Annotated in this window: 18 protein-coding genes; 16 read left to right on the plus strand and 2 right to left on the minus strand. The window is 50.3% G+C overall.

Annotation, left to right across the window (positions count from 1 at the left end; all coding sequences use genetic code 11):
- The first annotated feature begins 242 nt into the window (after nucleotides 1-242).
- The 9 genes from E6072_RS05790 (at nucleotide 243) to E6072_RS05830 (ending at nucleotide 11,212) form a co-directional block, all read left to right on the plus strand.
- Nucleotides 243-2,018, plus strand: coding sequence for a sodium:solute symporter family protein (locus E6072_RS05790; RefSeq protein ID WP_278619773.1), 1,776 nt, complete (start codon nucleotides 243-245; stop codon nucleotides 2,016-2,018).
- A 14-nt stretch (nucleotides 2,019-2,032) separates the two neighbouring features.
- Nucleotides 2,033-2,344 (plus strand): hypothetical protein, encoded by a 312-nt coding sequence (locus E6072_RS05795; RefSeq protein WP_278619774.1) that lies wholly within the window; start codon nucleotides 2,033-2,035, stop codon nucleotides 2,342-2,344.
- Between the two features lie 154 nt (nucleotides 2,345-2,498).
- Nucleotides 2,499-3,617, plus strand: coding sequence for a phosphotransferase enzyme family protein (locus E6072_RS05800; RefSeq protein ID WP_278619775.1), 1,119 nt, complete (start codon nucleotides 2,499-2,501; stop codon nucleotides 3,615-3,617).
- 98 nt (nucleotides 3,618-3,715) lie between these two features.
- Entirely contained in the window at nucleotides 3,716-5,425 is a 1,710-nt protein-coding gene (locus E6072_RS05805) for a hypothetical protein (RefSeq protein ID WP_278619776.1), read from the plus strand.
- Nucleotides 5,426-5,657: 232 nt separating this feature from the next.
- Entirely contained in the window at nucleotides 5,658-6,602 is a 945-nt protein-coding gene (locus E6072_RS05810; RefSeq protein WP_316694390.1) for a nucleoside hydrolase, read from the plus strand.
- A complete protein-coding gene (locus E6072_RS05815) occupies nucleotides 6,602-7,999 on the plus strand; it encodes an MFS transporter (protein ID WP_311588270.1) in 1,398 nt (465 codons plus the stop codon). The genes E6072_RS05810 and E6072_RS05815 overlap by 1 nt, the downstream gene beginning before the upstream one ends.
- A 31-nt stretch (nucleotides 8,000-8,030) precedes the next feature.
- Entirely contained in the window at nucleotides 8,031-9,023 is a 993-nt protein-coding gene (locus E6072_RS05820) for a LacI family DNA-binding transcriptional regulator (protein ID WP_278619779.1), read from the plus strand.
- Between the two features lie 27 nt (nucleotides 9,024-9,050).
- A complete protein-coding gene (locus E6072_RS05825) occupies nucleotides 9,051-10,022 on the plus strand; it encodes a ribokinase (protein WP_278619780.1) in 972 nt (323 codons plus the stop codon).
- Nucleotides 10,023-10,459: 437 nt separating this feature from the next.
- Complete coding sequence (locus tag E6072_RS05830; protein WP_278619781.1) at nucleotides 10,460-11,212, plus strand: VIT family protein; 753 nt, start codon at nucleotides 10,460-10,462, stop codon at nucleotides 11,210-11,212.
- Nucleotides 11,213-11,427: 215 nt separating this feature from the next.
- Here E6072_RS05830 and E6072_RS05835 read toward each other — a convergent pair whose 3' ends face one another.
- Nucleotides 11,428-13,932, minus strand: a complete 2,505-nt coding sequence (locus E6072_RS05835; protein WP_316694394.1) for a DUF4143 domain-containing protein — start codon at nucleotides 13,930-13,932, stop codon at nucleotides 11,428-11,430.
- A 213-nt stretch (nucleotides 13,933-14,145) separates the two neighbouring features.
- Between E6072_RS05835 and cas3 the strand changes: the two genes are divergently transcribed.
- Nucleotides 14,146-17,229, plus strand: a complete 3,084-nt coding sequence (gene cas3 / locus E6072_RS05840; RefSeq protein ID WP_316694396.1) for a CRISPR-associated helicase Cas3' — start codon at nucleotides 14,146-14,148, stop codon at nucleotides 17,227-17,229.
- Nucleotides 17,230-17,543: 314 nt separating this feature from the next.
- Complete coding sequence (locus tag E6072_RS05845) at nucleotides 17,544-17,816, plus strand: hypothetical protein (protein WP_278619784.1); 273 nt, start codon at nucleotides 17,544-17,546, stop codon at nucleotides 17,814-17,816.
- 137 nt (nucleotides 17,817-17,953) lie between these two features.
- On the opposite strand, the gene E6072_RS05850 is transcribed toward E6072_RS05845, so the two are convergent.
- On the minus strand, nucleotides 17,954-18,949 hold the full coding sequence (locus E6072_RS05850; protein ID WP_278619786.1) for a LacI family DNA-binding transcriptional regulator: 996 nt from the start codon (nucleotides 18,947-18,949) through the stop codon (nucleotides 17,954-17,956).
- A 181-nt stretch (nucleotides 18,950-19,130) separates the two neighbouring features.
- Between E6072_RS05850 and E6072_RS05855 the strand changes: the two genes are divergently transcribed.
- The 5 genes from E6072_RS05855 (at nucleotide 19,131) to E6072_RS05875 (ending at nucleotide 24,504) form a co-directional block, all read left to right on the plus strand.
- Complete coding sequence (locus E6072_RS05855) at nucleotides 19,131-19,496, plus strand: L-rhamnose mutarotase (protein WP_278619788.1); 366 nt, start codon at nucleotides 19,131-19,133, stop codon at nucleotides 19,494-19,496.
- Nucleotides 19,497-19,509: 13 nt separating this feature from the next.
- Nucleotides 19,510-20,682, plus strand: a complete 1,173-nt coding sequence (locus E6072_RS05860) for an MFS transporter (protein ID WP_316694399.1) — start codon at nucleotides 19,510-19,512, stop codon at nucleotides 20,680-20,682.
- A 186-nt stretch (nucleotides 20,683-20,868) separates the two neighbouring features.
- Nucleotides 20,869-22,047, plus strand: coding sequence for an L-rhamnose isomerase (rhaI, locus tag E6072_RS05865; protein WP_316694401.1), 1,179 nt, complete (start codon nucleotides 20,869-20,871; stop codon nucleotides 22,045-22,047).
- Between the two features lie 124 nt (nucleotides 22,048-22,171).
- A complete protein-coding gene (locus E6072_RS05870) occupies nucleotides 22,172-23,677 on the plus strand; it encodes a rhamnulokinase family protein (protein ID WP_278619794.1) in 1,506 nt (501 codons plus the stop codon).
- A gap of 8 nt (nucleotides 23,678-23,685) precedes the next feature.
- On the plus strand, nucleotides 23,686-24,504 hold the full coding sequence (locus E6072_RS05875; RefSeq protein ID WP_316694402.1) for a class II aldolase/adducin family protein: 819 nt from the start codon (nucleotides 23,686-23,688) through the stop codon (nucleotides 24,502-24,504).
- Nucleotides 24,505-24,797 lie beyond the last annotated feature (293 nt).

The raw sequence follows: 24,797 nt of genomic DNA on the forward strand, positions 1-24,797 counted from the left end.
AACCCGAACCGCTTTGGCAGGCAGGGAGCAAATGAAGTCAGTCGTGAAAGTAAATGGAGGTTATAGCCAAAATATCCACTCGCGGGTAAAGATAGAGAAAAAAATTAGTAAAACATACTTTTGTGATGAGCTGATCACAGTATAGTGACAGATAGCCGCCAAAGCCCCGGGCGATTCCCCAACGGAAATTCACCTAAGCTGCGACGGGATAATGACGTCTTTTTTTAATAAAGGGGGAGGGAATGATCCACCCGATACTTATGCCCAATGAGGTAACTACCCTGATTGAGCCCAAGTTTTACGACTATTTCCCAATCATTGTGTACTTTGCGTTTGTAGTGGCCGTGGGGTTCATGATGAAGCGAAAGGCCAGTTCATCGGATGAATTCTTGACTGGTGGGCGTTCGTTACCAGCCTGGGTAACCGGTCTGGCTTTCGTATCTGCCAACTTGGGCGCAGTTGAGATTATGGGAATGAGTGCTAACGGCGCACAATATGGTCTGCCCACGTTCCATTATTTTTGGCTGGGTGCGATTCCGGCAATGCTGTTCCTGGGTGTTGTGATGATGCCGTTCTATTACGGTTCGAAAGTCCGCTCGGTTCCTGAGTTTATGCTTAAGCGGTACGGAACTGCCGCTCATCTAATCAACGGGCTTTCCTTTGCCCTCGCGCAGCTGCTAATCGCCGGGGTAAACCTGTATTTGCTAGGTAAAATCGTTAATGGAATGTTGGGAATCCCGTTATGGATTTCCCTGATTATTGCTGCGCTAATCGTGCTGACCTATATCAGCATCGGCGGTCTGGCGGCCGCCATCTACAACGAAGTTTTGCAGTTCTTCGTGATTGTCGCCGCGCTACTGCCGGTGACTTTGATTGGCTTATATCGCGTAGGTGGCTATCAAGGATTAACCGAGAAAATCACCAAATGGGCAAATGAGGCCACTAATCCGGTGTATCAGGATCCGAATAACCAACTGCATTCATGGCCGGGCACGCTATTGTCAGGCTTCAACTCGCCCGCAATGTCAGTCTTTGGCTTGGTCATGGGGCTAGGGTTTGTTTTGGCTTTCGGTTATTGGACCACAAACTTCGTGGAAGTCCAACGGGCGATGGCTTCGGATTCGATTTCTGCCGCTCAAAAGACTCCGATTATTGGCACCTTCGTGAAAATGTTTATTCCGTTCCTGGTGATCATCCCGGGTATGGTAGCTGGGGTATTGATTCCGGAAATTGTAAAGCTCAAGGGCGGTTCAAAGTTCATGGGGGTAGGCGAGGAAGCACTCGCGAACCTATCTTCGCACGTCCCGGCGGGTTACGAAGTTAGCTATAACGATGCCATGCTGCTAATGATGCGAGATTTACTACCCAATGGTTTGCTAGGTTTGGCGATTGCCGGATTGCTCGCGTCCTTCATGGCGGGAATGGCGGCGAACGTATCCGCCTTTAACACGGTGTTCACAGTCGATATCTATGAGGCCTATTTCAAACCGAATGAATCCGATGAGCACTACCTGAAGGTGGGACGCAACGCCACTATTGTGGCGTGTACCGTTGCGGTATTTACTGCGTTGATTGCCTCCTTGTACCCGAACATTATGGACTTGCTGCAGCAATTGTTCTCCATGTTCAATGCACCGCTGTTTGCCTCTTTCATTATCGGTATGCTCTGGAAACGGGCAACGCCTTCGGGTGGCTGGACGGGTCTGTTGTTCGGTACTTTAGCAGCACTGCTGGTCAACGTCTTGTGCTGGAACAAGATTTTAGAGCTGCCCGGCCAAGGCCAAGCGTTTATTGCTGCGGGCGCGGCCTTTGTAGTCGGCGTGCTGGTAAACGTGATGGTTTCTCTGTTTACCAAACCCAAGGATTATGCGGAGCTCGAGGGCTTCGTATGGTCGCTTACTCCGAAAGAACGCCGTGTTGACCCGAACTTACATAAGTTGCCGGTAATGCGCCGTCCCATTCCACTCGCGATAGTAGCCGGTGTGCTGGTGATCGCCTTGAATTCCTTTTTCCACTAGGGGAGGTAAGACAAATGAAGCAAAAGAAGATTCACCTTTACGATATTCGAGTTGTTTGTGGCCTGGTGCTGGGGATTATCGGATTATTCCTGATTGTTTGCGGTCTGGTGATTGAGCCGGCAACAGTCCCGGACTATGTGGCAAATAATCTAGAGGGAATAAATAACACCCCGATTAATGCCAATATGTATTCCGGCGTAGGGTTACTGATTACTGCTCTGGTGTTCCTGGCCTGGACTTGGTTTAATCCCAGTGCCGGTATGGGGAATCCGGATGAGGAAACTAAACCCGCGCACGAGAACGTTACTTCGGGGGATCCGCACTAGTAATCAGTTTGTTTACCTCTTCAAAGAGCGAGCACGCACTGTAGGCTTAGATAATGGTTGCGTGCTCGCTCTTTGAAAACGGTGAAAAGTCGGGCGGTAATATTATTGCGGGGTTAGTCATGGCTGATTGGCCAACGGTAGTTAAAGGAACTAGATGATGCAGGATTTACAAGTTGCGCAGGTGCGGCGGGCGGTTGAAAACTTTCGGGTTAAAGGTGATTTTCTAACCGCTAACCCTTACGGTTCGGGGCACATCAACGAGACTTTATTGGCCAAATGTCGCCTGGAGGACGGCAGTGAACTGCCACTGACTTTGCAGCGTATTAATACTGATATTTTTACTAACCCCGTGCAATTAATGGAAAACATTGCAGCAGTTACCGAGTTCTTGCGGGAACGTATCCAACAGGAGGGGGGTAACCCGGATCGGGAGACGTTGCGAATAATCCGCACTTTCGACGGCTACCCTTGTTACCGCGATCCGGACGGGAACTGGTGGCGGATGTACAGCTATATTGACAATGCTTTCACCCTAGATTTGATTGAGAATCCGCAAGATTTTTATCAGTCTGGTTTAGCTTTCGGCAGTTTTCAGCGTCGCCTGGCGGATTTCCCAGCAGATTCTTTACATGAAGTGATTCCGCGCTTCCATGACACTGTAGACCGCTTCTCTCAGTTCGAGGACGCGATAGCTCTTGATCCCTTAGGGCGCGCCGACCAGGTTGGGGAAGATATTGGTTTTTATCGCCGATACGAACATTTGGCGCACGCATTTGCTGATCTACAAAAAGCAGGAAAGCTACCTTTGCGGGTAACCCACAACGATACCAAGCTAAACAATGTACTGATTGATGCGGATACCGGTAAAGCAATCGCGGTTATAGATTTGGATACCGTGATGCCAGGACTGGCGATAAATGATTTCGGGGATTCGATTCGTTTTGGAGCTTCTACTGGCGCGGAGGATGAAACTGACCTTACTAAAGTGTCGTGTTCTATGGAGCTGTTTACCGCGTTTACTAAAGGGTTTTTAGAGGGCGTACAAGGAAGGTTAACCGATTTAGAGATTGAGTTGCTTCCTATGGGTGCCCAGGTGATGACCTATGAATGCGGGATGCGGTTTTTGACTGATTATCTGCTGGGGGATAAATATTTTAAGATTCACCGCCCAGAACACAATTTGGATCGGTCCCGTACCCAGGCCAAACTAGTGCGTGATATGGAAAGTAAATTCTCGATGATGCAACAGATAGTTGCGGAAAACGCTGCCTAGATTACCTGGGTGGTTCAGACTGTTTGGTTAACGCAAGGCTGCAAACAACCTGGTTGCCAGATACAGTAGTGGTTCTACCTATAGATACAGAGAGGCGCATGATGAAGGCGGTAGCGGGCAGGGATTACTATGTCTCTGATAGTTGCGGAAATGATAATAACTCTGGAACCGGTTGTGAGCAGCCATTTAAATCCTTGGCGAAAATAAACGATATTCAACTACAGCCGGGCGATCGGGTTTTGTTGAAACGGGGAGACACCTGGAATGGTCAAGCTCTCCACATTAAGAGTGGTTCTGCCGGATCTGCACAGGCACCTATTGAAATCAAACCTTATGGTGAGGGGAACGCGCGCCCCGTGATTAACGCTAACGGGCAGGGACGGTGGTACCAGGATTATCACGCCAGTATTGAGCTGCATCGCAATAAAGCAGAAATCTCTAGTGCGGTGCTCCTTAAAGATGTCAGTTATTTGGAGATTTCTGGTTTGGAAGTGACCAATGACCGGGAAATGAATCCCAATGCTGATCCGAAAGAGTTTAACGATGGTTTAGCACTGGATCGTACGGGAATAGCCGGCATTGCCGAGGATGGGCCTATGCGGCACATTGTGGTCTCGGATATGTATGTTCATGATGTCGACGGCAATATCTACGATAAGCACCTGGCTAATGGCGGTATTTATTTCATTGCTCACTATCCTCAAACGGGAAAACCGGCGAATGCGGAAGAGGAAATTGCACGTTTTGATGATTTGCAGATTCTGAATAACCGGGTGGAAGACGTTAGTCGTTGGGGGATAGCTGCAGGTTACACTGCCTATCAAAATCTAATTGATCAACCGCAAGATGGCCCAATTCCCGATGAGGTTATCGCAAAATATGGTTCTAGTCGGGTAGTGATTCGCGGCAATTATGTTAGGGACGCGGGTGGAGATGCCATCACTACTATGTATTGTGATCGCCCTTTGATTGAATACAACGTTTCTGAGGGAGCCGCCAAGTACATTAACGACTCTGACTATTTATATCCCTACAATATCGAGGGACCTCAGGAGTCTGACTGGGGTCGGGTAGCCGCCGCGATCTGGCCTTGGCGCTGTAAGAACGCGGTGTTCCAATACAATGAGGCCTACACTACCCGCAACGCATATAACGGTAACGGAGATGGCCAACCCTGGGATGCTGACTATGGTGACGGAACCATCTATCAGTACAACTATTCCTATGGCAATAGCGGTGCCACCATTATGTTTTGCGAAAAAGGTTCCCTACATAACGTATTTCGCTACAACATTGCCCATAGTGACGGGCGTGGGGCTTTAGATTTGTCGGGACAAATTGATGCCCATGTTTATAACAATACTTTCATCCTCGCCAGTGGTTCTAGTGTGATTACCAGGGGAGATGCGCCGGCGGTAATAGAAAATAATATCTTCTATAAGCCGGACGAGGTTACGGAGGTAACTGAGAACTGGGAGGCGGGAAACCAGACCTATGACCACAACTTGTACTATAACTTTTCCTCATTGCCTGAAGATCTAAATAAACAAGTAGCCGCTGCGGGGTCTGCGCTATTATGCGACGACTCGGCAGTTCCTATCGCAGCTGACCGGAAGGCGCGCCCTCATGACGGTTCTATGGACAGTACCGTTTTTGACGGTTTCAAGCCGGCTGCTGATTCTGCAGCTATCCATGCGGGGAAACCGATTGTAGATGCCAACGGCAGCCCGGCAGAAAAGGACTTCTTAGGTAACCCCATTGCAGGTAGCCCCACGATCGGCGCCATTGAGGCTGTTATCAACAAGTAAACACGCTGATAGTGGCTAATTGGTGCCAATACCTGGAGTTGAGATTGCTTACCTGATTCATAGATCAAAAGAGGCAAGTGTTTGTAGCGGGCAGACTGGCCACATGGGTGACGGAAGTTGGTGTGCGGTACAAAATATTTACAAATACCCTTGCGAGAGCGAGGGAGGTGTGTTATTTTTATTTTACGCAAACGTTTGCGTAATGATTATGAATCGCTCTAAGGAGACAAAGATGTCGCGAAAAATCATCCTGGACTGCGATCCCGGCCATGACGATGCTATTGCCATGCTGCTAGCTCATGCTAGTCCCGAGATCGAACTATTGGCGGTTACCACTGTTGGGGGAAACCAAACTCTGGCGAAGGTAACCAACAACGCCCAGCGTATAGCCACTGTTTATGGTATGCAGGGGGTGCCGATCGCCTCCGGTTGTGATCGCCCGTTAGTTCGTGAGGCCGAAGTAGCCCCCGGGCAACATGGAGAATCCGGCTTGGATGGGGTAGAACTCCCCGAACCGCAACCGCTCGTTAATCAACATGCGGTAGACCTGATCATTGACACTATTATGAGTCACGAGCCAGGAGAAATTACCCTGGTACCTACCGGTCCGCTCACCAATATTGCGATGGCAGTGCGCAAAGAGCCGCGCATCGTAGAACGGGTGCGAGAAGTTGTGCTTATGGGTGGTGGTTATCATGTAGGCAATTGGTCGGCGGTCGCCGAATTTAATATCAAAGTCGATCCCGAGGCAGCCCATATCGTGTTCAATGAACCTTGGGAAGTGGTGATGGTGGGATTAGATTTGACCCACCAGGCACTAGCTACCGATGAAATTACCGCGAAAATCCAAAAACTCGGCGGGCCGGTTGCCCAGTTCGTCCTGGATCTGTTCGTATTCTTCCGTAAGGCATATCAAGACTCACAAGGTTTTGACTATCCGCCGGTACACGATCCCTGTACCGTAGCCTATTTAATCGACCCCTCAATTGTAAAAACCGTGAGAGTACCCATCGATATTGAGTTGCGTGGAGAGCTAACCGTGGGAATGACTGTTGCCGACTTTAGGGAACCGGCAGGGGAAGAATGCCATACTAAGGCAGCCACTGACCTTGATTTCGAACGTTTTTGGGAGCTCGTTATCGACTCCATTGACCGCGTCCAGAAAGGGGACTGCTAATGACAAAAGTACGTTCCGTAGGTGCGGTGATGACCGCGCTGCTAGTAGCCTGTTTTGCGTTTCAGCTAAACGCGTCTATGCTTTCACCTGCCCTGGTGTTGATGGAGAAAGAACTTAACACCACCGCCGCGATGATTGGCTTAACTCAGACTGTGTTCTTTACGGCGGCAGCTCTTTTTAGCCTGTTCTTACCGCGGCTCGGCGATATGATCGGTCGGCGCAAACTGTTGACCGCCATGATGGTGCTCACTTCGATAGGGTGTGTCATCTCTGCTCTGGCAGGAGTTACCGGTTCAGTTGCACTACTGTTCATTGGCCGCACCATTCAAGGTGTTGCTGGGCCGACAGTCCCCCTATGTTTGATCATGTTACGGGTTGCTGTACCTGATCCGAAACGCTACGGGACCCTGATGGGAATTATTACCGCAGTTAACGGTGGTATCGCCGGAATAGATGCCATTGCAGGAGGCTGGCTGGCGAAGAATTTCGGGTTTGCCTCAGTGTTTTGGACGATGGCAGTGATCGCAGCAATCGCGGCAGTGGGAGTGCGCTCGCTAACCGATGAATCAACAGTGGACAGTCCGCAGCCAATGGATTGGCTGGGCACACTGTACCTGGTGGTGGCAGTAGGTGCCGCCTTAACCGCCATTAACGAGATCGCTAAGCTAAAAGCGGCAAACTGGCTGCTAGTCATCATCCTGGTGCTTGCCAGCGCCCTATGTTTCTTGCTGTTCTGGCGTCAAGAAGGCAAAACCGACCATCCGCTGGTTACCCGTCACTATCTGCGATCGCGCAGTACTTGGGCTTTGTTGCTGACTACCATACTTACCATGACCGGTATCTTCGCGATCATGAACGGAATCGTGCCCTCTATTGCCCAAGATGCTAAGTTCGGAGCAGCGCTGGGTGCAGACGTGGTCTCTTTTTGGACGCTCACTCCCTATGCAATCGCTGGTTTAGTAATGGGGCCGGTAGCGGGTACCCTCGCGGGACGCTTCGGATATCGCAAAGTACTGCGGTACGGGCTTATTGGTTCTCTGATTTCCCTAGCGATTTTGGCGCTCACTATGAATGGCGCTGCCGCCTGGGTGCTGCTAGTAGTATCTATACTTGCTGGTCTAGCCTATGCTGGTACCGCAAATATTATGCTTAACGGCCTTGGAATTGTGCTATCACCCTCCGATAATCCTGGTTACCTCCCCGGACTTAACGCGGGAGCTTTCAACCTGGGTGCGGGTATTTCCTTCGCGGTACTCTATGCGGTGATGACCTCATTAGGAGGAGGGTACGGCGGGCATTTAGGCGCTATTATTGCGGGTGGCATCCTTCTGGTTTTGGCTCTCGGGTCGTCCTTCCTAATCCCGCAGCCAGCCGGCCAGGACGAAATAGCCAGTTAGCACGCAGTTTGATGTCTAACGAGGGAACGCTATGACTACTATTAGGCAAATCGCCGAACAATTAGGTGTCAATGTCTCAACGGTCTCGCGTTCCCTCAACGATTCCCCCACTATCCCAGATAGTACTAAGCAGCGGGTACGCGAGATGGCTGACCAACTTGGCTATCGTAAAGATATGAGAGCAGCGTCAATGCGTGCCGGGAAGAGCCTGCTAATCGGAGTGGTAGTGGGGGATATCGTTAACCCTTTTTTTGCCGAACTAGCTGATCGTATTGAACGCCAAACCCGAGCCAGGGGCTACCAAATCATGCTTGGTAATGGCGGAGAAGAACCGGGGGCTCAAGAAAAAATAGTGGAAACTATGCTGTCGCAAAATATCGATGGCTTGTTGCTAACTCCTGCTGGAAAACCGACCTCGAAGATGCTTTCCCACATAAAGGAAGTGCCTACGGTGGCGGTTGACCGCAAGATTACCGGAGCCGAGATAGACAGTGTCGGCTGCGATTTCAGTCAAGCAGTTACGCAGTTAGCTGCACATTTTGCGGCGAATGGTTACCAATCAGTGGCAGTGCTGTCAGGTCCAGAATCAACCAGCACCGGGGATAGTCGGCACCGGATGCTGAGCGCAGCGTTCGCGGAAGCCGGTATCTCCAGAGTGCAAGCCTATTCGAGTCCATTCCAAGAGACCGGAGGAGACGCGGCGATAAAGCAGGTGCTAGCAAAAGGGACACCCGATGCCCTGGTATGTGCCTCCGGGGTTATTGCCTTGGGAGCGATGCTAGGACTAAAAGCGTGCCAGATTCGTCCCGGACTAGATATCGGGATCGCCACGTTTGACCGTCTACACTGGTTAGAGGCGATGACACCTTCCGTGACCATGATTGATACTGACATTTCCAAGATGGCTGACCTGGCAGTGAATCTGCTGCTGAAAAGAATAGCTGGTAGAGGCGGTAAACCAGTAGAAAAAAACACTGCCGCGAAACTACTGCTGCGGGAATCAACTCCAAAGCTAGCAAACTAACTATTACTGAAAATTTGGGGAGACGACATGAAAAACTCGAACGATATAGTGACTACCGCCCAGAAGGTGTTGTCATCTATCGGGGCACCAGTGACGGTGATGGGGTCGATCAATGCTGATTTGACGGTGGAAACTGAGCGGCTTCCTCGGCCAGGTGAAACCGTGATCGGCGGGCCGGTGGTTACTCTTCCGGGAGGAAAATCTGCTAATCAGGCAGTTACTTGCTCTCTTTTGGGGGCAAAAACCAAGCTGATAGGGGCGTTAGGTAACGATAGCCACGGTGACCTCCTGCTGGATTCTCTAAAGAAGGCGGGAGTAGACACTGCTGGGATTCGGCGCTGCCAGGAGCCATCCGGATCCACCATGATCACTGTGGACGCGGCGGGAGAAAACACTATTGTTTACTCAGCCGGCGCGAATGCACTGGTAAATGCAGATTTCGTGCGGGAAGAAAGTCAGATAATTACCTCGGCGAAGACCCTGGGCTTATGTTTGGAGGCTCCGCTGGATGCGGTGGAGGAAGCGGCAAGAATCGCCCACGACGCCGGGGTGCAGGTGGTGCTGAACTTCTCGCCCATCACCCAGGTGCCGGAATCACTGCTGAAACTGGTTGATGTGCTGATTGTTAATCAGCATGAACTGGCGGTACTAGGAGGCCGGGAAATTGACGTGACTAACCTGGACGAGCTGCGTAAAGCGGTTGCCGACCTCGGGTTCGAACAGGTAGTTCTAACTTTAGGTGGTAGCGGGTCTTTGGTGCTAGATTCCGGCGAAGTAACCCGGATTCCTATTTTTGAGGTCGATACTGTAGATACCACCGGAGCCGGGGATTCCTTTATGGGCTCTCTGCTGAGCGCGTTGGCTGCAGGATGTTCACTTTCTGAGGGAGCCTGTCTGGCGGCGGCAGTTTCTTCACTGGCAACCGCAAAAATGGGGGCACAATCCTCTTATCGGAGCGCCAGTGAAGTTCGTGATTTCTTGTCGCAACAGGCAGGGTAAGCCGCGGTATTTTGCAACGGGATGGTTTCCTTAATCGCGCACCTTGCACGCTAGGAAAGTGATATTTGCGCCGGCTAGAGAGGTTTTCGCTATGACTGTAGGGTCGGACTCTAACTAAGGTAAGCCCCACTTTCCTTCATGAGGGTCGGCGCTCGCTCCGGTGAGGGTGAGCGCCGAGAACTAAGCGCCGCTATGTAGCTACTTCATCTCGGCGCGTCCTTCTTATCTGTTGTTTCCGAAGACTTCCTGAGGGCAACGATATAGTTTTCCTATGGCTCGCCTTCCCTTAGAGGCAGCGCTTTGCTTTCCGAGGGCGAAGCTTTTCCTGCTCCCTAACCTAGCCCGTTAATCCCCAAAAACTTTTGTACTGCTAGGGTGACCGTGAAGTCACAAAGAATGCCGAGAGGCAAAAATGCGCAGATAAACGGAGGTGCCAAATGAGTTTGGCGGGCGAAAGGTTACTAGAAAAATCTTCCGATTCGCGGCAGCGAGATGAGCATACCGATGAAAGCGTAAAGACGGCCTCTAAACTTAATTGGTTGCGTGCTGGGGTTCTGGGCGCTAATGACGGTATCGTTTCAACCGCCGGCGTAGTAGTCGGGGTGGCCGCGGCTGACCCGCAGAACAATATCGCGATCTTTACCGCTGGGATGGCGGCCGTGGTCGCGGGGGCTATCTCCATGGCAGCTGGCGAATATGTTTCTGTATCTACTCAAAAGGACACGGAGCAGGCGCTCGTCCATAAAGAAAAGACGCGACTGAAGAAAGATCCCGAGGGCGAGTTTGAGGGACTGATTAAGGTTTACGAAGCCAAAGGGCTATCTCCCGAAACTGCCCGGATAGTAGCGAAAGAATACTCTGCGATTGATCCGGTAGCGGCGCAGGTAGAGGCGCGTTACTCGATTGATTCGGAAGAGTTCGTTAATCCCTGGAATGCTGCCTTTTCTTCTGCGATTTCCTTTGTCTTAGGCGCAGTGTTACCGATGCTGGCCATCCTGCTGTTTCCGCCGGCCTCCAAGTTTATCGCCACCTTCATCTTGACTTTAGTGGCGTTAGGTTTAGCGGGATACACCTCCGCTTGGCTTTCGGAAGCTCCCCGAGGACGCGCGGTAATCAGGGTGATTATCGGCGGCGCCCTCGCCATGTTGATTACCGGCGCAGTGGGGCATTTGGTGGGTTTGTCGCTGTAATCGCCTGCTACCTATATTTCGACTTGTAGTAACGGGGTTGACTATATTCCTGTCTCCCTGCGACCTTTGCAGAGCAAAAAACTTGAGGTGAAACGGTACCAGACCAGTTCACTGACTTGGTGTAGAAGCGGGAGCTCCAGTACGTTTCAGTTTTCTGTTTCTCCGGTTCATGGTCACCATGTTCACTTGGTTATTTCAGTGCCAGGTGCTGTGCCTTATTGTCGAAACTGGTTTGCGTAGTCACGCAGAGCGCCGACTTCGGTGCTGACACTTTCCAGGGCGCGAATCGCGGACATTATTGACTGTTCTGTGGGGCGGAGTAGCCGGGAGATTCGTCCAAGTAAGGGCAACACCTGCTTCAAGGTGTCCAGTTCTGGCACGCGAGTTTGGGTAGCAAGCTGTTCCAGGGAGATACTGATGTCTTGTAAAAGGTCGTTTTCCCCGATTTTTGACAGCTCTTTGCTTAATTCAATGGAGCCATTAATTCGCTCCCTAATCATTCCCCAGTCGTGAGTTAGTTTAGAAACCGTATCTTGCAGGCGACTTGCTTGCGGGTCTAAAAGACGAGCCTGATTAGCTATGATGGCAGGTTTGAATTCTCCGGCGGTGATGGCTTCGACACTTTGGTTTAGCTGGTCGCTCATGGTGGCCATTTCTTTGCCAAATGCTTGTGCATCTGCAGCAAAAGTGTCAGATAGTTCCTTTATTCCTCCCATAATCTCTTCCAGGGGCATGCGATTTTCAGATTCGTCGGGTTTGTCTCCTGTGTGCAGGGTTGAGGTAGGTGCCGCGAGTTTCTGTCTGGCTTCCACTGTCTGCTGCAGACTGGTTGAGATTTTGTCAGCGACTTCGTCTAGCACCTGTCGGTTCTCGGATCTAAGATCTTTAGCGCTAACTTCTTCATACTGGTAGCTTTGTAGTTTTTTCCACAGGGGGTCGGGTTGCAACGCCGGAGGGATGGCTTGAATGAGTATGGGAAGAATGGCTTTATATTTGGCTTTTTCGGCTGCAGTTGCAAATCTTTCAACTTCTTCGCGGCAAGCAGAGGATTTGAGGAAGCGGGGGCTAACGAAGGACAGTAGGAACGCGGTTGTCTCTAGTTCAGATGCCAGGACGTTTTTCCATGATTGCCCCCATTTCAGGTCACGGTCTGTAAAGATACTGAGGGTTTCGCCGGTTTTCATTTCGTATTGGTCAGCAATTTTTTTCACTAGTTCAAGCAGTCCACCGTAAACACTGGCGTTGTCATCATGCGTGTAGCTGACGAAAATAGTTGCAGCAGGCGACTCAGTGTCGGTTTTCTGGCCGGGCGGAAGGACGACTTCGCTTGGTTTCAAGTTTATTCTTTCGGTAAGGGGTTCATTTTCGGTAGTTGACATTCCAGGTTGGTTAACTGTTTTTTTTGGCGAGGGCGAGGGGTAATCTCCTAGGAGCTGGTAGGGGATTGCCCACATATCTTCCTCGATTTTCTTCACTCGTTCACAAGTGCAAACTACAAAACCTTGGCGAAACTTTCTCCCGAGCTTGTCGCAGTCCTCACGAAAACGGCGTAAACCGCGAAAATCTGAACTGTTAGGAGTGCTGGTGAGTTTGACTTCCACGCCCACAGCCCCAGCGGTGTTATCCAGTAAGACCAGGTCGACCTCGTCATCACGATTCCCTGTCCGTACCCGCCAATACCCCAAATAGTAGCTGGTGCTTGCCCAGCCAATCTCAGCTCTAATCTGATTAGCAACCCAGTTCTCCAAGACCAGACCAGCCGCAGCCGGGAAAGCAGAAATATCATGTCCGCGACGCGACAGGGACTCACAAACCGTGGAGGTGTCCACTGCGTGTATTTTTGGTGCCCCTCGCCCCACACTCGCCGCCGAGCCTCGGAAGTTCGCCAGGCTATAAACTAGGAAACGTTCCCTCAATATATCCAGGTAACGCCCCACTGTGCGAACATCCATCTTTAGCTCGTTGGCTAAACGATCTTTGTTCAAAACACCTCCGGGATATGCCACAAGTGCGTCCAGTAACGCCCGCGCCCGCAAAATATCCACGGCCTGACCCGGGACTAACTCACGTCCCAACGACATCTCATTTTCAGAAAAAACTTGCTGGTTTACCTGCGCTAGATTTATTATCCCGGGATTTGCCCCCGGAATGCATAGCGAGGGCATACCCCCATAACGCAAAACAGCAATCAAATCCGCATCGGAGGAAGCAAAACTTTGCTCAGCTGCCGAGGCCCAATCCCCGTAAAACAACGCATCAGCCAGGGAATAACCGTCGGAAAGAGAACGCCCGGCAAGCTCACTAGCAGAAAATGGCAGCAGCTCGAGGCGCTGCGCTCTTCCTGTTAGCCAATCCGCCTCTCCCCGGCGGGACCGTCCAATAGCGGCCGAGCCGCATAGAATGAAACGGTGTTTATCCTCGACCCGGTCTACAACTGCCTTTATGTGCTGGGTTACGTCCGGCAAAAGTTGCGCCTCATCGATAACGCTATGGATAGGTAAACGCGACAACCATTCCTGCGGGTCACGCTTTGCGGCGCGCAAAGATTCTCTATCCGTAGAAAAACTGAAATATTCCGGTCTTTTCCCGTTAGCTAAGGTGAGATTTTGCAACAACGTGGTCTTTCCCACCGCACGTCGTCCCTCTAAAATCTGCACCGGCAGACTAGAGCTAGCTGCCAACCGGTTTGCCAAACCTCTGGGGAAAAAGACACCACTCACATATCAAATGATACATTCAATGCGTAAAAAAAACTACATTGAGGGTAGTTTTTTAGTTATTTTCAGATAGGAACGTATTTATCGTTCCCTGGGTGAGCCCGGGCGCTACCTGTGACCTGATTTAATATACCTCCTTACGCGAGCCACGGAGATGGTATGACCGTTGCAGCGATCAAAGGATAGGTCGTAAAACCCGAGATATTCGCCCTCCTAATGGGGTTTACTAAAAGAGTGGTCTCAGATGTTTTTCTTTCCGAAACGGCGTTGTCAATTTGGGCAAAAACTAATTTTTGGCATTCGGCTCCTCCCGAGGATGTAGGTAAGCAATGGTTGCCGCTCGCTGTGCATATGGCAGATTCGGGAGAAGTGGCTGAGCTGATATGGGATAAGTACTTGTCGACCCGGCAGCGGCAATTATTGGTAGAGCCGTTAATGCGGGTACAGGGGATACAAGAACCCTCGGGGAACGCTCTAGCTTTATTAAAGCTAATCGTGGGTGCCCATGACATTGGGAAATGCTCGCCTATGTTCCTTACCCAGAACACCGAGCTTTATGAGCGGATATTTAAAAACGGCGATGACTCCCTAACTAAATACCAGCGGGCAGAGGAACTGCGCGGAGATAACCCACACTCCTGGATAGGGGAAATAGCGTTTGAAAGATGGCTGGAATCGCGCTGGAATCCAGGAAAGGCGGCGAAAAGGTATGTTTCCGCCACTGCGAAACAACTGGGGTCGATAATCGGCGCTCACCACGGTCGCCCGGTGTCTTGGCAGCGACATACCGCTATGGCGAATCCCAATCTGCCTCGGGCTATTAATGGTGATAAAACCTGGAAACGGACCCGCCGGGAACTACTAGATTGGTGGATGAACTGGACTGACAGCCAAAAGATTATTTGCCAATGCGAAGGGTTAGTTTTCCCAGCTACCTGGCAAAGTATGGTGGCGGGCATTACGGTGATGGCCGACTGGATCGCTTCGAATCAAGAGCTGTTTGCACTGGTTGACTGGAACTATCTATACCCTGAAAGGTTGCTATCTCCGGAGTATCATCGCCAACGCACTAAAGCTGCCTGGGAGAAGCTGCATTTGCCGCCCTCCTGGCAGCCAGAAATGCTCTCTCACAACCCTGATCAATTGCTACAAACCCTGTTCGCGTTAGGCGCTGATGCTCATGCGCGCCCCGTGCAGGTGGTAGCGGTAGAGGCCGCGGAAAAAATGGCGCTACCCGGCATGATGATAATCGAGGAAGTGATGGGGGCAGGAAAGACCGAGGCCGCGTTAATGGCAGCTACCATTTTGGCGAAACGGGCGGGAACTTCCGGGGTGTTGGTGGCTCTACCAACAAAAGCTACTACCGATGCCATGTTTACTAGAGTTGTCGAATGGGCGCAGACTTCGGCGAAAAGTGGTTTTAGCCTAAAACTTCAGCACGGAAATGCTGCCTTGAATAGCGTATATAAGAAAATCCAATACGGAAGAATCGCCAGTGCCGGCAATGCGGTTTCGCCGGGACAGAGTTCTTCCATGGGCATTGATGAAGAGTCTGGTCACAGTAGGCAGCCGGCAGTAGTACATCGCTGGTTTAACAAGAAAGCCGCCCTGCTAGCCTCGGTAGTGGTATGTACAGTGGATCATTTGCTGTTCTCGGCATTGCAAACCAAACACGTGAGTTTGCGGCATCTGGGGATTAGCGACAAAGTTGTCATTATTGACGAGGTACACAGCTACGATGTCTATACCAGCCAATTCCTGAAAAGAACCGTGCAATGGCTGGGAGCGTTCGGGGTGCCAGTAATTGCTCTATCCGCCACCTTAACCCGGAGGGCGCGTGAAGAGCTGTTTGCAGCTTATAAAAAAGGGCAAGAGCTGAAACAAGCTGCTCAGGGGAAGGATAAAGGTGCAGTAGCATTTGATGCTTCGGTATTTGCCGCGATGCGGAAACCGCAGCCCGCAGGAAGTGGGACGGCTGCAGCACCAGCCAAAGAGAAAGAGTCGGATTCATCCTCGCAATCCCCCATATATCCGGCGCTTTCTTACTCGGATGTGCAGGGGGTTAAGGTTCGCCCTCTGCCCGTATTAGCTACCAAAGAGATAGAAGTTGAGCATTGGGAGGACGATGCTGGGCTGGTCGCAGATCTTCAAACGCGACTCCAAAATGGGGGATGTGCCCTGGTGGTTCGCAATACGGTCGCTAATGCGCAACGTACCTATGAAACTTTGCGGGGTATATTCGGGGAGGATGTCCGTTTGGTGCATTCGCGTTTTACCCAGCAAGATCGCCAAGATAACGACGAATGGCTGATGCGTACCTTTGGAAAACCCGGAAAATCTCGCCGACCTAAGCAGACGATCGTGGTGGGTACCCAGGTTGTTGAGCAAAGTTTAGATATTGATTTCGATGTTCTTTACAGCGATTTGGCGCCGATTGACCTGCTATTTCAGCGCATGGGGCGGGTGCATCGTCACGAAAGGGAAAATCGCCCTGCTGCAGTTGCGGAGCCTAGCTGCATCTTAATGGGCGTACCCGGCAAGCAGGATTCAAAGCCGCAAGTAGATCCAGGCTCGAGCTATGTTTACGACGAGGACGTGCTGCTGCGAACTGCGGCTTATGTGCTAGATAAAGAGGGCAAGGGGGAGGTCTGGCGGATTCCTGAAGATATCGGGACGGCGGTGGCTGCTGTCTATGAGGAAAGCGTGGTCACCCCCGACTTATGGAGCGATACCTTACAGCGAACCAGGAAGAATAAAGAGGATAAGGCGTATTCTAAAACCGAGGGGGCGGCAATCGGACTGTTGGCGCCGCCTCGCAACACTGATACCGCCTCATTGATTGACTGGCTAGGTGGCAATAATCCGGATGGGGATCCCGATGAAATGGGAATCGTTGGAGTTCGTGATGGCGATTCCGGAGTGGAAGTGCTGCTGGTCGAACAACAGGGAGAGGGCATTGCAGCGATTCCTACTGATCGTCACCCCGAATCCCGGGAAATTGATTTACAAGAATTGCCGAGCGGTGCGCTGCGGGAGCGACTGGTGCGTTCCTTGGTGTCCATTCCTTCAGCGCGACTGCGGGTGAAAGGCCGGGGGCTTGAGGAAGCCGTTGATGAGTTCGTTCCCGAGTTAGAAAAGGAAACTCGTGACCTGGGGGTGAATTGGGAAAAAGATTTTATGCTGCGGGGGCAATTAGTAGTCCCGCTGCAGGGCGGGGAATATCGAACCGGGTTTGGGAAAACTATTTCCTATCGCCGCGATGTGGGTTTGCAAATTTTTGATACTGATTCGGATGTATAAACCGGTATTTAGCTGTAGCTTTAATGGTGTGTAATCGGTGTGGATGATCCCCGCAAAGGCGGGGCAGAGGTATTGCGTGGTTCCCACACACGGATCATCTCAAGTCTTCTCGAGCTGCTTTCATTCTATCAGCGGGAAACGAGGTAGATAATATTAGTTCGAATCGAAGCTCGGCTACTTGCTATGTTGTTATGTAAGATTAGTTTATTTCCTACACAGTTCCATAGAATAAATATCAAGGGTTTTGTGAGCGGTAGAAACGGGACTGCTCGAGATTATTAGCGAACCGAAGTCGGTTCATGAGAGGAAGGGCAGTGACTGAGAACCTGAAGTTTAATCTGGTAATCTTTGATCGTATGGTTACCGAAAGCGTTTCGGTAAATACCAGTTTTACCAGCCGGATTGTGCGTGGTAGCTTTGCTCGTGGTCTTGACAACGAATTCGAGTGCTACATCCCACTTGATGACTTGGGGTCCAAAGAGCGGCGAGAAACCGATGCTGGGGCATGCGTTATCGAAACCGTCGACTTAATGTCCTCGACTAGGGATACTAGGTCGTCCTGTTTCATCGCTAGTAGACACATGTAATAATGAGTGCTTCTCTCTCCTCTATCAACCTGGGAGGGACTCCCGCAGATTATTGCGGCTTATGATTTCGCGGATACCTTAGGTATGCTCTCAAAACTATCCAGGGCAGCTCTACAAATTTGGCAATCTTGACACGGTCAGATCGCAGCGGTTGATTCGCGCACTATAAGTTTCGGCACAAAGGAAATGTGTCTGGGCTCGTCAGTGTCGGAAAGTAGCAGATTTGCGGCGGCGTTTCCCAATTCATTCATTGGTTGGCGAATGGTGGTTAGTGGAGTAATCAGTTCAGATGCTACTGCTATATCATCAAAGCCGACTACGGAAATATCGTTAGGAATAGACAAGTGGAGCTGACGAATAGTGCGCATGGCTCCTATAGCTAGCTGGTCACTGGCGCAGAAAACTGCAGTGATATCCGGATGGTTGCGGATAAGTTCGCGCGCCGCATGTGCCCCCGAGGTCGCATCGAAGTGATCGGCAAGGATTTCAAATATATCTACCTTCGTAGCGACTTTATTCCGTGCCTCAATAACGCCTCGGTGGCGCGCACGCGCCTGCCTGATGTTTTTTGGCCCATTGATGAACCCGACCTGGCGATGGCCTAGACCCAGTAGGTACGTTATCGCAGTAGCAGCACCGGTCTCATCATCAACAGAGACGCTGCTGATCTCTGCGGAAGCAGAAGGATAGTCCATGAAGACCACTGGAATCTTACGGCGTTGGAGTAAACGGACATTCTCCATTGCTTTATCGGAAGGAACCATAATCACCCCCCTAACCTGTTGGGATGCCAATTGTTGAATGAGTTTTCTCTCTTTGTTTGCATCCCCATCCGAAGAGCAAATCATGGGGTAGCAATTATCTGATGCCAGCCGGTTCTCAATTCCTCTAGCAGACTGAGTGAAAAACGGATTTGCAATGTCGAGAACAATCAGTCCTACCAGGCGTGAGTTTCCGGCGCGCAATCGTCTACCCGCATCTGATGGGACGAATCCAAGTTGGGAAATCGCCTCTTCGACCCGCTTTCTAGTTGACGCTGAAACTAAGTCAGGATGATTCAAAACATTCGAAGCTGTACCGACTGAGACTTGTGCAGTTTTAGCTACGTCCTTGATACTTGGCGGCTTACTCATGGGAACTCCTGACTCTGGACATTTCCTAATAAGTAGATTAGCTCATGTCTGTCTGAACAGCGAAAATGGTCACTTGAATACTAGTTAAGAAGAAAACGTAAAAACTCTTGACACTGAAACGATTCAATGTTAGTTTGGAAACCAGATTGAAACCTTTCAATCATGTGACAATGGAGTGACAATGAGTGGCGAAAAAACAACCCAAGAGATTCTAGAGACAAGTGCACAGCGCTCAGATTCGCGCTGTGGTTTTCTGCTGAAAGTCCGCAAAGAAGTACTTGCCGAATATTTGGATATACACCAACATGTGTGGGAGGAGATGAGGCAAGCACTTACCGCAGCTGGTTGGAGAAACTATTCGCTCTTCGTAGATCCACCGACTGGGGTAGTATTCGGATACTTTGAGGCCGATGATGTGCGAGCCGCAATGAAGCGAATGGACTCGCAACAGATAAATAGGATTTGGCAATCAGAGATGTCCAGATTCTTCGTACAGCCCGACGGGGGCGTTAATCATCTTCTGTCGCAATATTTCTACCTAAAGTAATTCAATATTTTCAATGGAGAAAACTATGCAAAACAAACCATTAACAGGTTGGAAAGCGACGATCGCCGTTTCCATGTCAAACTATATTGACTCCGGATCTATCATTGCCATCGCTACTTCCTTAAGTTTTTGGGGCGCTGCCTTCTTCCCGGGGGATGACGGCACTATTGCTGGCATGCTAGCGGCATTCAGCTCTAACGCTTTTGGGGCCGCGCTTGGTGCGCTAATCGGTGGTCCACTTTGCGATAAATATGGACGGAAGTTCATCTACACTTATGATCTGCTGGTTTACGCGCTAGGCGGATTGTTCGTGGTGTTTGCCGCAAATCTGGCAATGCTGTTCGTTGGCTTTGTGGTCATTGGGCTCGCGGTAGGAGCCTCGGTGCCGGCCGGTTGGACCTATATAGCGGAGTTCGCCCCAGCTGAGAGTCGAGGTAAGCACATAGGTACTACTCAAATGGCCTGGTCTTTTGGTCCTTTTATCGGATTTGGACTGGCTGCGGCTCTTACACCCCTAGGCCTGCTTGGTTCTAGGATAGTCTTTGCCCATCTTGTAGTGATTGCACTGATCACCTGGTATATTCGACGCAATCTCGAAGAGTCTGAGGTTTGGGAGGATGCCAAAGGCGGTGCTGCCGCAAAAGCACCTTCTATTTTCAAGTCATTTAAGGCTTTATTTAGCTGGAAGTGCAATATCAGCGCATTAATATTTCTCGCAGTGATCTATACCTGTTGGAATCAGGCGGCTTCGCAAAACGGAATATTTCTCCCGACGATATTGAACTCCATGGGATACGACCAAATGGCTTCCAACATGTTCTCAATGTTGTCTTGGGGTGTTGTTATTATTGGAACTGCCGGATTTATGTATTTCGTGGACAGGGTTCCGTACCGTGTTCACTTCTTCGTGGGGGCGGCTCTCGCTATCGTAGCTTGGCTGATATTAATCTTTGGGCCAGCGGATTCTGCGTTTACCGCATTCGGCTATGCAATCATCTGGGGAATTTCCGCAGGCCCTTCGGCACAGGCATTTTACTCAGTGTGGGCGCCAGAGTTGTTTGCTGCTCCGTATCGCGCCGGCGCACAAGGAATTATTTTCTTTACTGTCCGCGTCATGTCTGGCCTTATTTCTCTCATCTTCCCGGTCATTTTGAAATGGAACAACGGATTACTGAAGACGGATTGATTCTTATTGGCTTCTTGATTGTCTCTTTAGTGGTAGGAACCGTTTGGGCACCCAAAACTCAGGGTAGACCGTTAAGGGATATTGAAGTTGAGCGTTACGGTCGCGTTGTTTCTGCCAAAGATGAAACCAGATCGTAATGATTAGTCGTATTGAGCATTAGACCGGCGTATAGGAAAGGAAAATATAATGGTACAACTAAAAGACCTCAGTGCAGAAAATCGGAAACTGCTTGAGGAGCAGGATATCGAATTGCCGTCGTGGGCTTTTGGGAACTCTGGCACACGGTTTAGGGTTTTTACCACTGATGGTGTGCCACGTGACCCATTTGAGAAAGTGGCGGATGCAGCCCAGGTAAACAAATTTACGAGATCGGCGTCGCGCGTGTCTCTGCATATCCCCTGGGATCTTACTGATGACTACGATGGACTAAGGAAATACGCGGAAGACAAGGGCGTAACACTGGGTACAATTAATTCGAATGTTTTCCAGGACGAGGACTATAAATTTGGTTCGCTTTGCAACCCTGACCCGAAAATTCGTCAGAAGGCAATCGATCATAACAAGCAATGTATCGATATTATGCGAAAGACCGGGTCTAAGGACTTAAAGATTTGGTTAGCAGACGGTACTAATTATCCGGGGCAGGACTCAATCCGAGAACGGCAAGATCGATTAGCTGATTGCTTGGAAAAAATCTATGCCGAGCTGGATTTGGATATGCGGTTAGTTTTGGAATACAAGTTCTTTGAACCGGCGTTTTATCATACGGATGTCCCTGATTGGGGTACTTCTCTGGTTCAATGCCAGGCTCTAGGCGAAAGGGCAATGGTAGTGCTAGATACGGGGCATCACGCCCCAGGAACCAATATTGAGTTCATCGTGGCACAGCTCTTACGCTTGGGGAGGTTGGGAGCTTTTGATTTTAATTCTCGCTTCTATGCTGATGATGATTTGATAGTTGGAGCTGCCGACCCATTTCAGCTGTTCCGAATCATGAATGAAATCGTAGCGGCGGGGGCGTTATCAGCTGACTCACCGGTCAATTTTATGCTCGATCAATGCCACAATTTGGAGGAAAAAATTCCCGGAGAAATTCGATCTGTCACCAATGTGCAGGAAATGACTGCCAAAGCCCTGTTAGTTGACCGGGGAGAACTAAAGAAGAAGCAGTTAGAAGGAGATGTGCTAGGGGCGAATGAACTACTGATGGACGCGTTTAACACCGATGTGCGGCGTCTGTTAAGAGAACTTCGCGAATCACAAGGTATAGATCCTGATCCAATGCGGGCATTCCTGTCTTCCGGTTATCTGGAGAAGGTTCGGCAAGATCGGGTAGGAGGAAAACAAGCTGGTTGGGGAGCTTAACAAGATGATTTCATGTCCTTCCGTTTTCCCGGAAGTGGCTTAGTCAACGATTTTGGCCCGGCGTCAATTTTATCGGTCGCGTGTCGGGCGCCGGGCCAAGACGTGATGAATGGAGTTTTAAGAAATGCCTGTTTTTGCTGCAATTGATCTTGGTGCTTCTTCGGGAAGAATAATAAGTGGAAATGTCGAGGGCAACCAGATTCATACTAGAGAAGTAACCAGATTTACAAATGGTCCGATCCGCGTACCTGAGCGGGGAAGGGCTGGCCTATATTGGGATATACACCGAATCTGGAGTCAAATAAATAACGGACTGAAGGTACTACAAAGTGAGTCAATTGAATCAGTAGGAATTGATTCGTGGGCAGTTGACTATGGGCTAATCGGCCACAACGGAAAGCTACTTACATCGCCATATAGCTACCGCGATTCTCGAACAAAGAGCGTTCCTGACAAACTTTTCGGGAAGGTTTCTCCCCAAAGATTCTATCGTCATAATGGATTGCAGGTAATAAACTTCAACACGGTTTTCCAACTGCTGGCTAGTATGGAAAATGAAGATGACCGAAGATTGACTGAGGTTGCTCGACATATCCTTTTGCTTCCAGACCTGATTGTTTACTGGTTGTCTGGAAAGATTTATGCCGAGGTGACGAATGCCTCTTCCACAGGGTTATTGGATCCCCGTACGCGTAGATGGTCCCAGGAAATATTGCAACTGTACACGCAGCAGGCGGGCATGGACATCGCGCAAAAATTACCCGATGTGATTGAATCAGGAAAATGTATAGGGCCGGTCTTGCCAGATGTCATCCCTTTGCGTAACGGTAAGGATTTGCCCACAAATGTGGTAAGTGTAGGAAGCCATGATACAGCCTCTGCAGTCGCGGCGATTCCTGCTAAAAGTGATAATTTCGCCTATATTTCCTGCGGGACCTGGTCATTGGTCGGGCTTGAATTAGCTGCTCCCGTGCTTACCGAAGCCTCTCGTAAAGCAAACTTTACTAACGAACTCGGTGTAGATGGAACGGTCAGGTACTTGCGCAACATTATGGGTATGTGGATACTTAATGGCTGTGTTGCAAAATGGCGCGAAAAGGAGCCACATTTATCTTTTGCGGAGATCGATGAAGCGGCTGCAAAAGCCCCCCGTATGCGCACGATTATTGACGTTAATGACCCCATCTTTGCGGATCCAGGTGACATGCTGGCTCGTATAGACCGGCTTGCTGATGAAACTGATCAACCGCGCCCTAGGGGAATAGGGGAATACGCACGCTGCATTTACGAATCTCTGGCATTAGCCCATGCGAGAACAATCCATCAAGCAGCCGCACTCGCGGATGTGCCGGTTGACACGGTGAATATCGTGGGCGGTGGCGCGAAGAATCTCTTGCTTTGCCAACTTACAGCTGACGCATGTGGGTTGCCAGTAACTGTTGGACCAGTGGAGGCTACGGCATTAGGGAACCTTCTGGTACAGGCTCGAGCCAGTGGCGCGGTAGGAGATTCGCTATCTGAGATGAGATTCGTTGTATCTCAATCGGTAGCATCAATAACCCTAAATCCCGGGGGAAAGAAAACGGATTGGCAACAAGCAGCTGCCCGAATTTTTAGCAAAGAAAGATGAGAAATAAAATGAACAATAATTCAACTATTAAGGAACTACTTGACCAAATGGGGCAGGCGGGTGCCCGGCTAGACCAGATGCACGCGGTGGAAGCAAGTGCGGGAAACATATCAATATCGATAAATTGGCCCGTGGATTTGGAGTCTGTTTTCCCGGACCGTCAAGAAAAGAAGAATTTGCCATGGGCGGTTCCGGCACTAGCCGGAAGAACCGTTTTCGTGACCGGCTCTGGGTGTCGGTTGCGGGATATTGGAAAAATGCCGGCGGTGAATGTTTCAGCTTTCGTGATTGATGAGGGTGGTAGAACCGGTATCTGGTATACGCATCCAGACAAGAAATATCATCAACCCACGAGCGAGTTTAACTCCCATCTGGCGGTTCATAATGACCAGGTAGCTAGGAGGAAGGTAGATTTTCAAGCCGTGGTTCATGCGCAGCCACCTTACCTGGTCGCTCTGTCGCATCACCCGGAGTTGCTCAATAACACTGACTATAACCGCGCGATTTTCCGCTGGGAACCGGAAACGATAGTCCAGGTTCCACAGGGCATAGAGGTGCTGGATTTCATGGTACCTGGCAGTCAGGAGTTGATGGAAAATAACTTGCGGGGATTGCGCGATCATGAGATCACGCTGTGGGCAAAGCATGGAATCATGGTACGTTCTGACGTCTCGCCCTTGGCGGCCGTTGACAAAGTGGAATATCTGGAGACCGGCGCTATGTATGAATATTTGAATACCGCGAGCGGGGGGAAGACAGAGGGTCTAACGGATGAGGAGATTCGCAGAGTCATCTCTGCCTTTGGGGTTAAAACAACTTTGTACTAGGACCTGATAGAAGAGAGTTTGATGTCACTTATCTTCCTGAGGGGGAGTCTAGACTTGCGCATTGCATACCGGTGGGGTCTAGCTCGTCAATGATGCTTTTGGGGATCTAGTTTGGGGCGCAACTAATTGCAGCGAAGCTTGCTTGACGTCGTTCTCGGGCGTAGGCCGCAAGAGCCGGATTTGAGCCCTTGGGGTAAGGTCTAGCTCCTGTCTCAGGGACGAACTAGGGTGATTGTCAGCTCTCTAACTAGTATGTGGGTCACGCTTTTGACCACGAGTAGCTATATATAGTG

Origin of the sequence: Varibaculum cambriense (genome assembly GCF_032557235.1) — a bacterium.
GTDB classification, from domain to species: Bacteria; Actinomycetota; Actinomycetes; order Actinomycetales; family Actinomycetaceae; genus Varibaculum; species Varibaculum cambriense_C.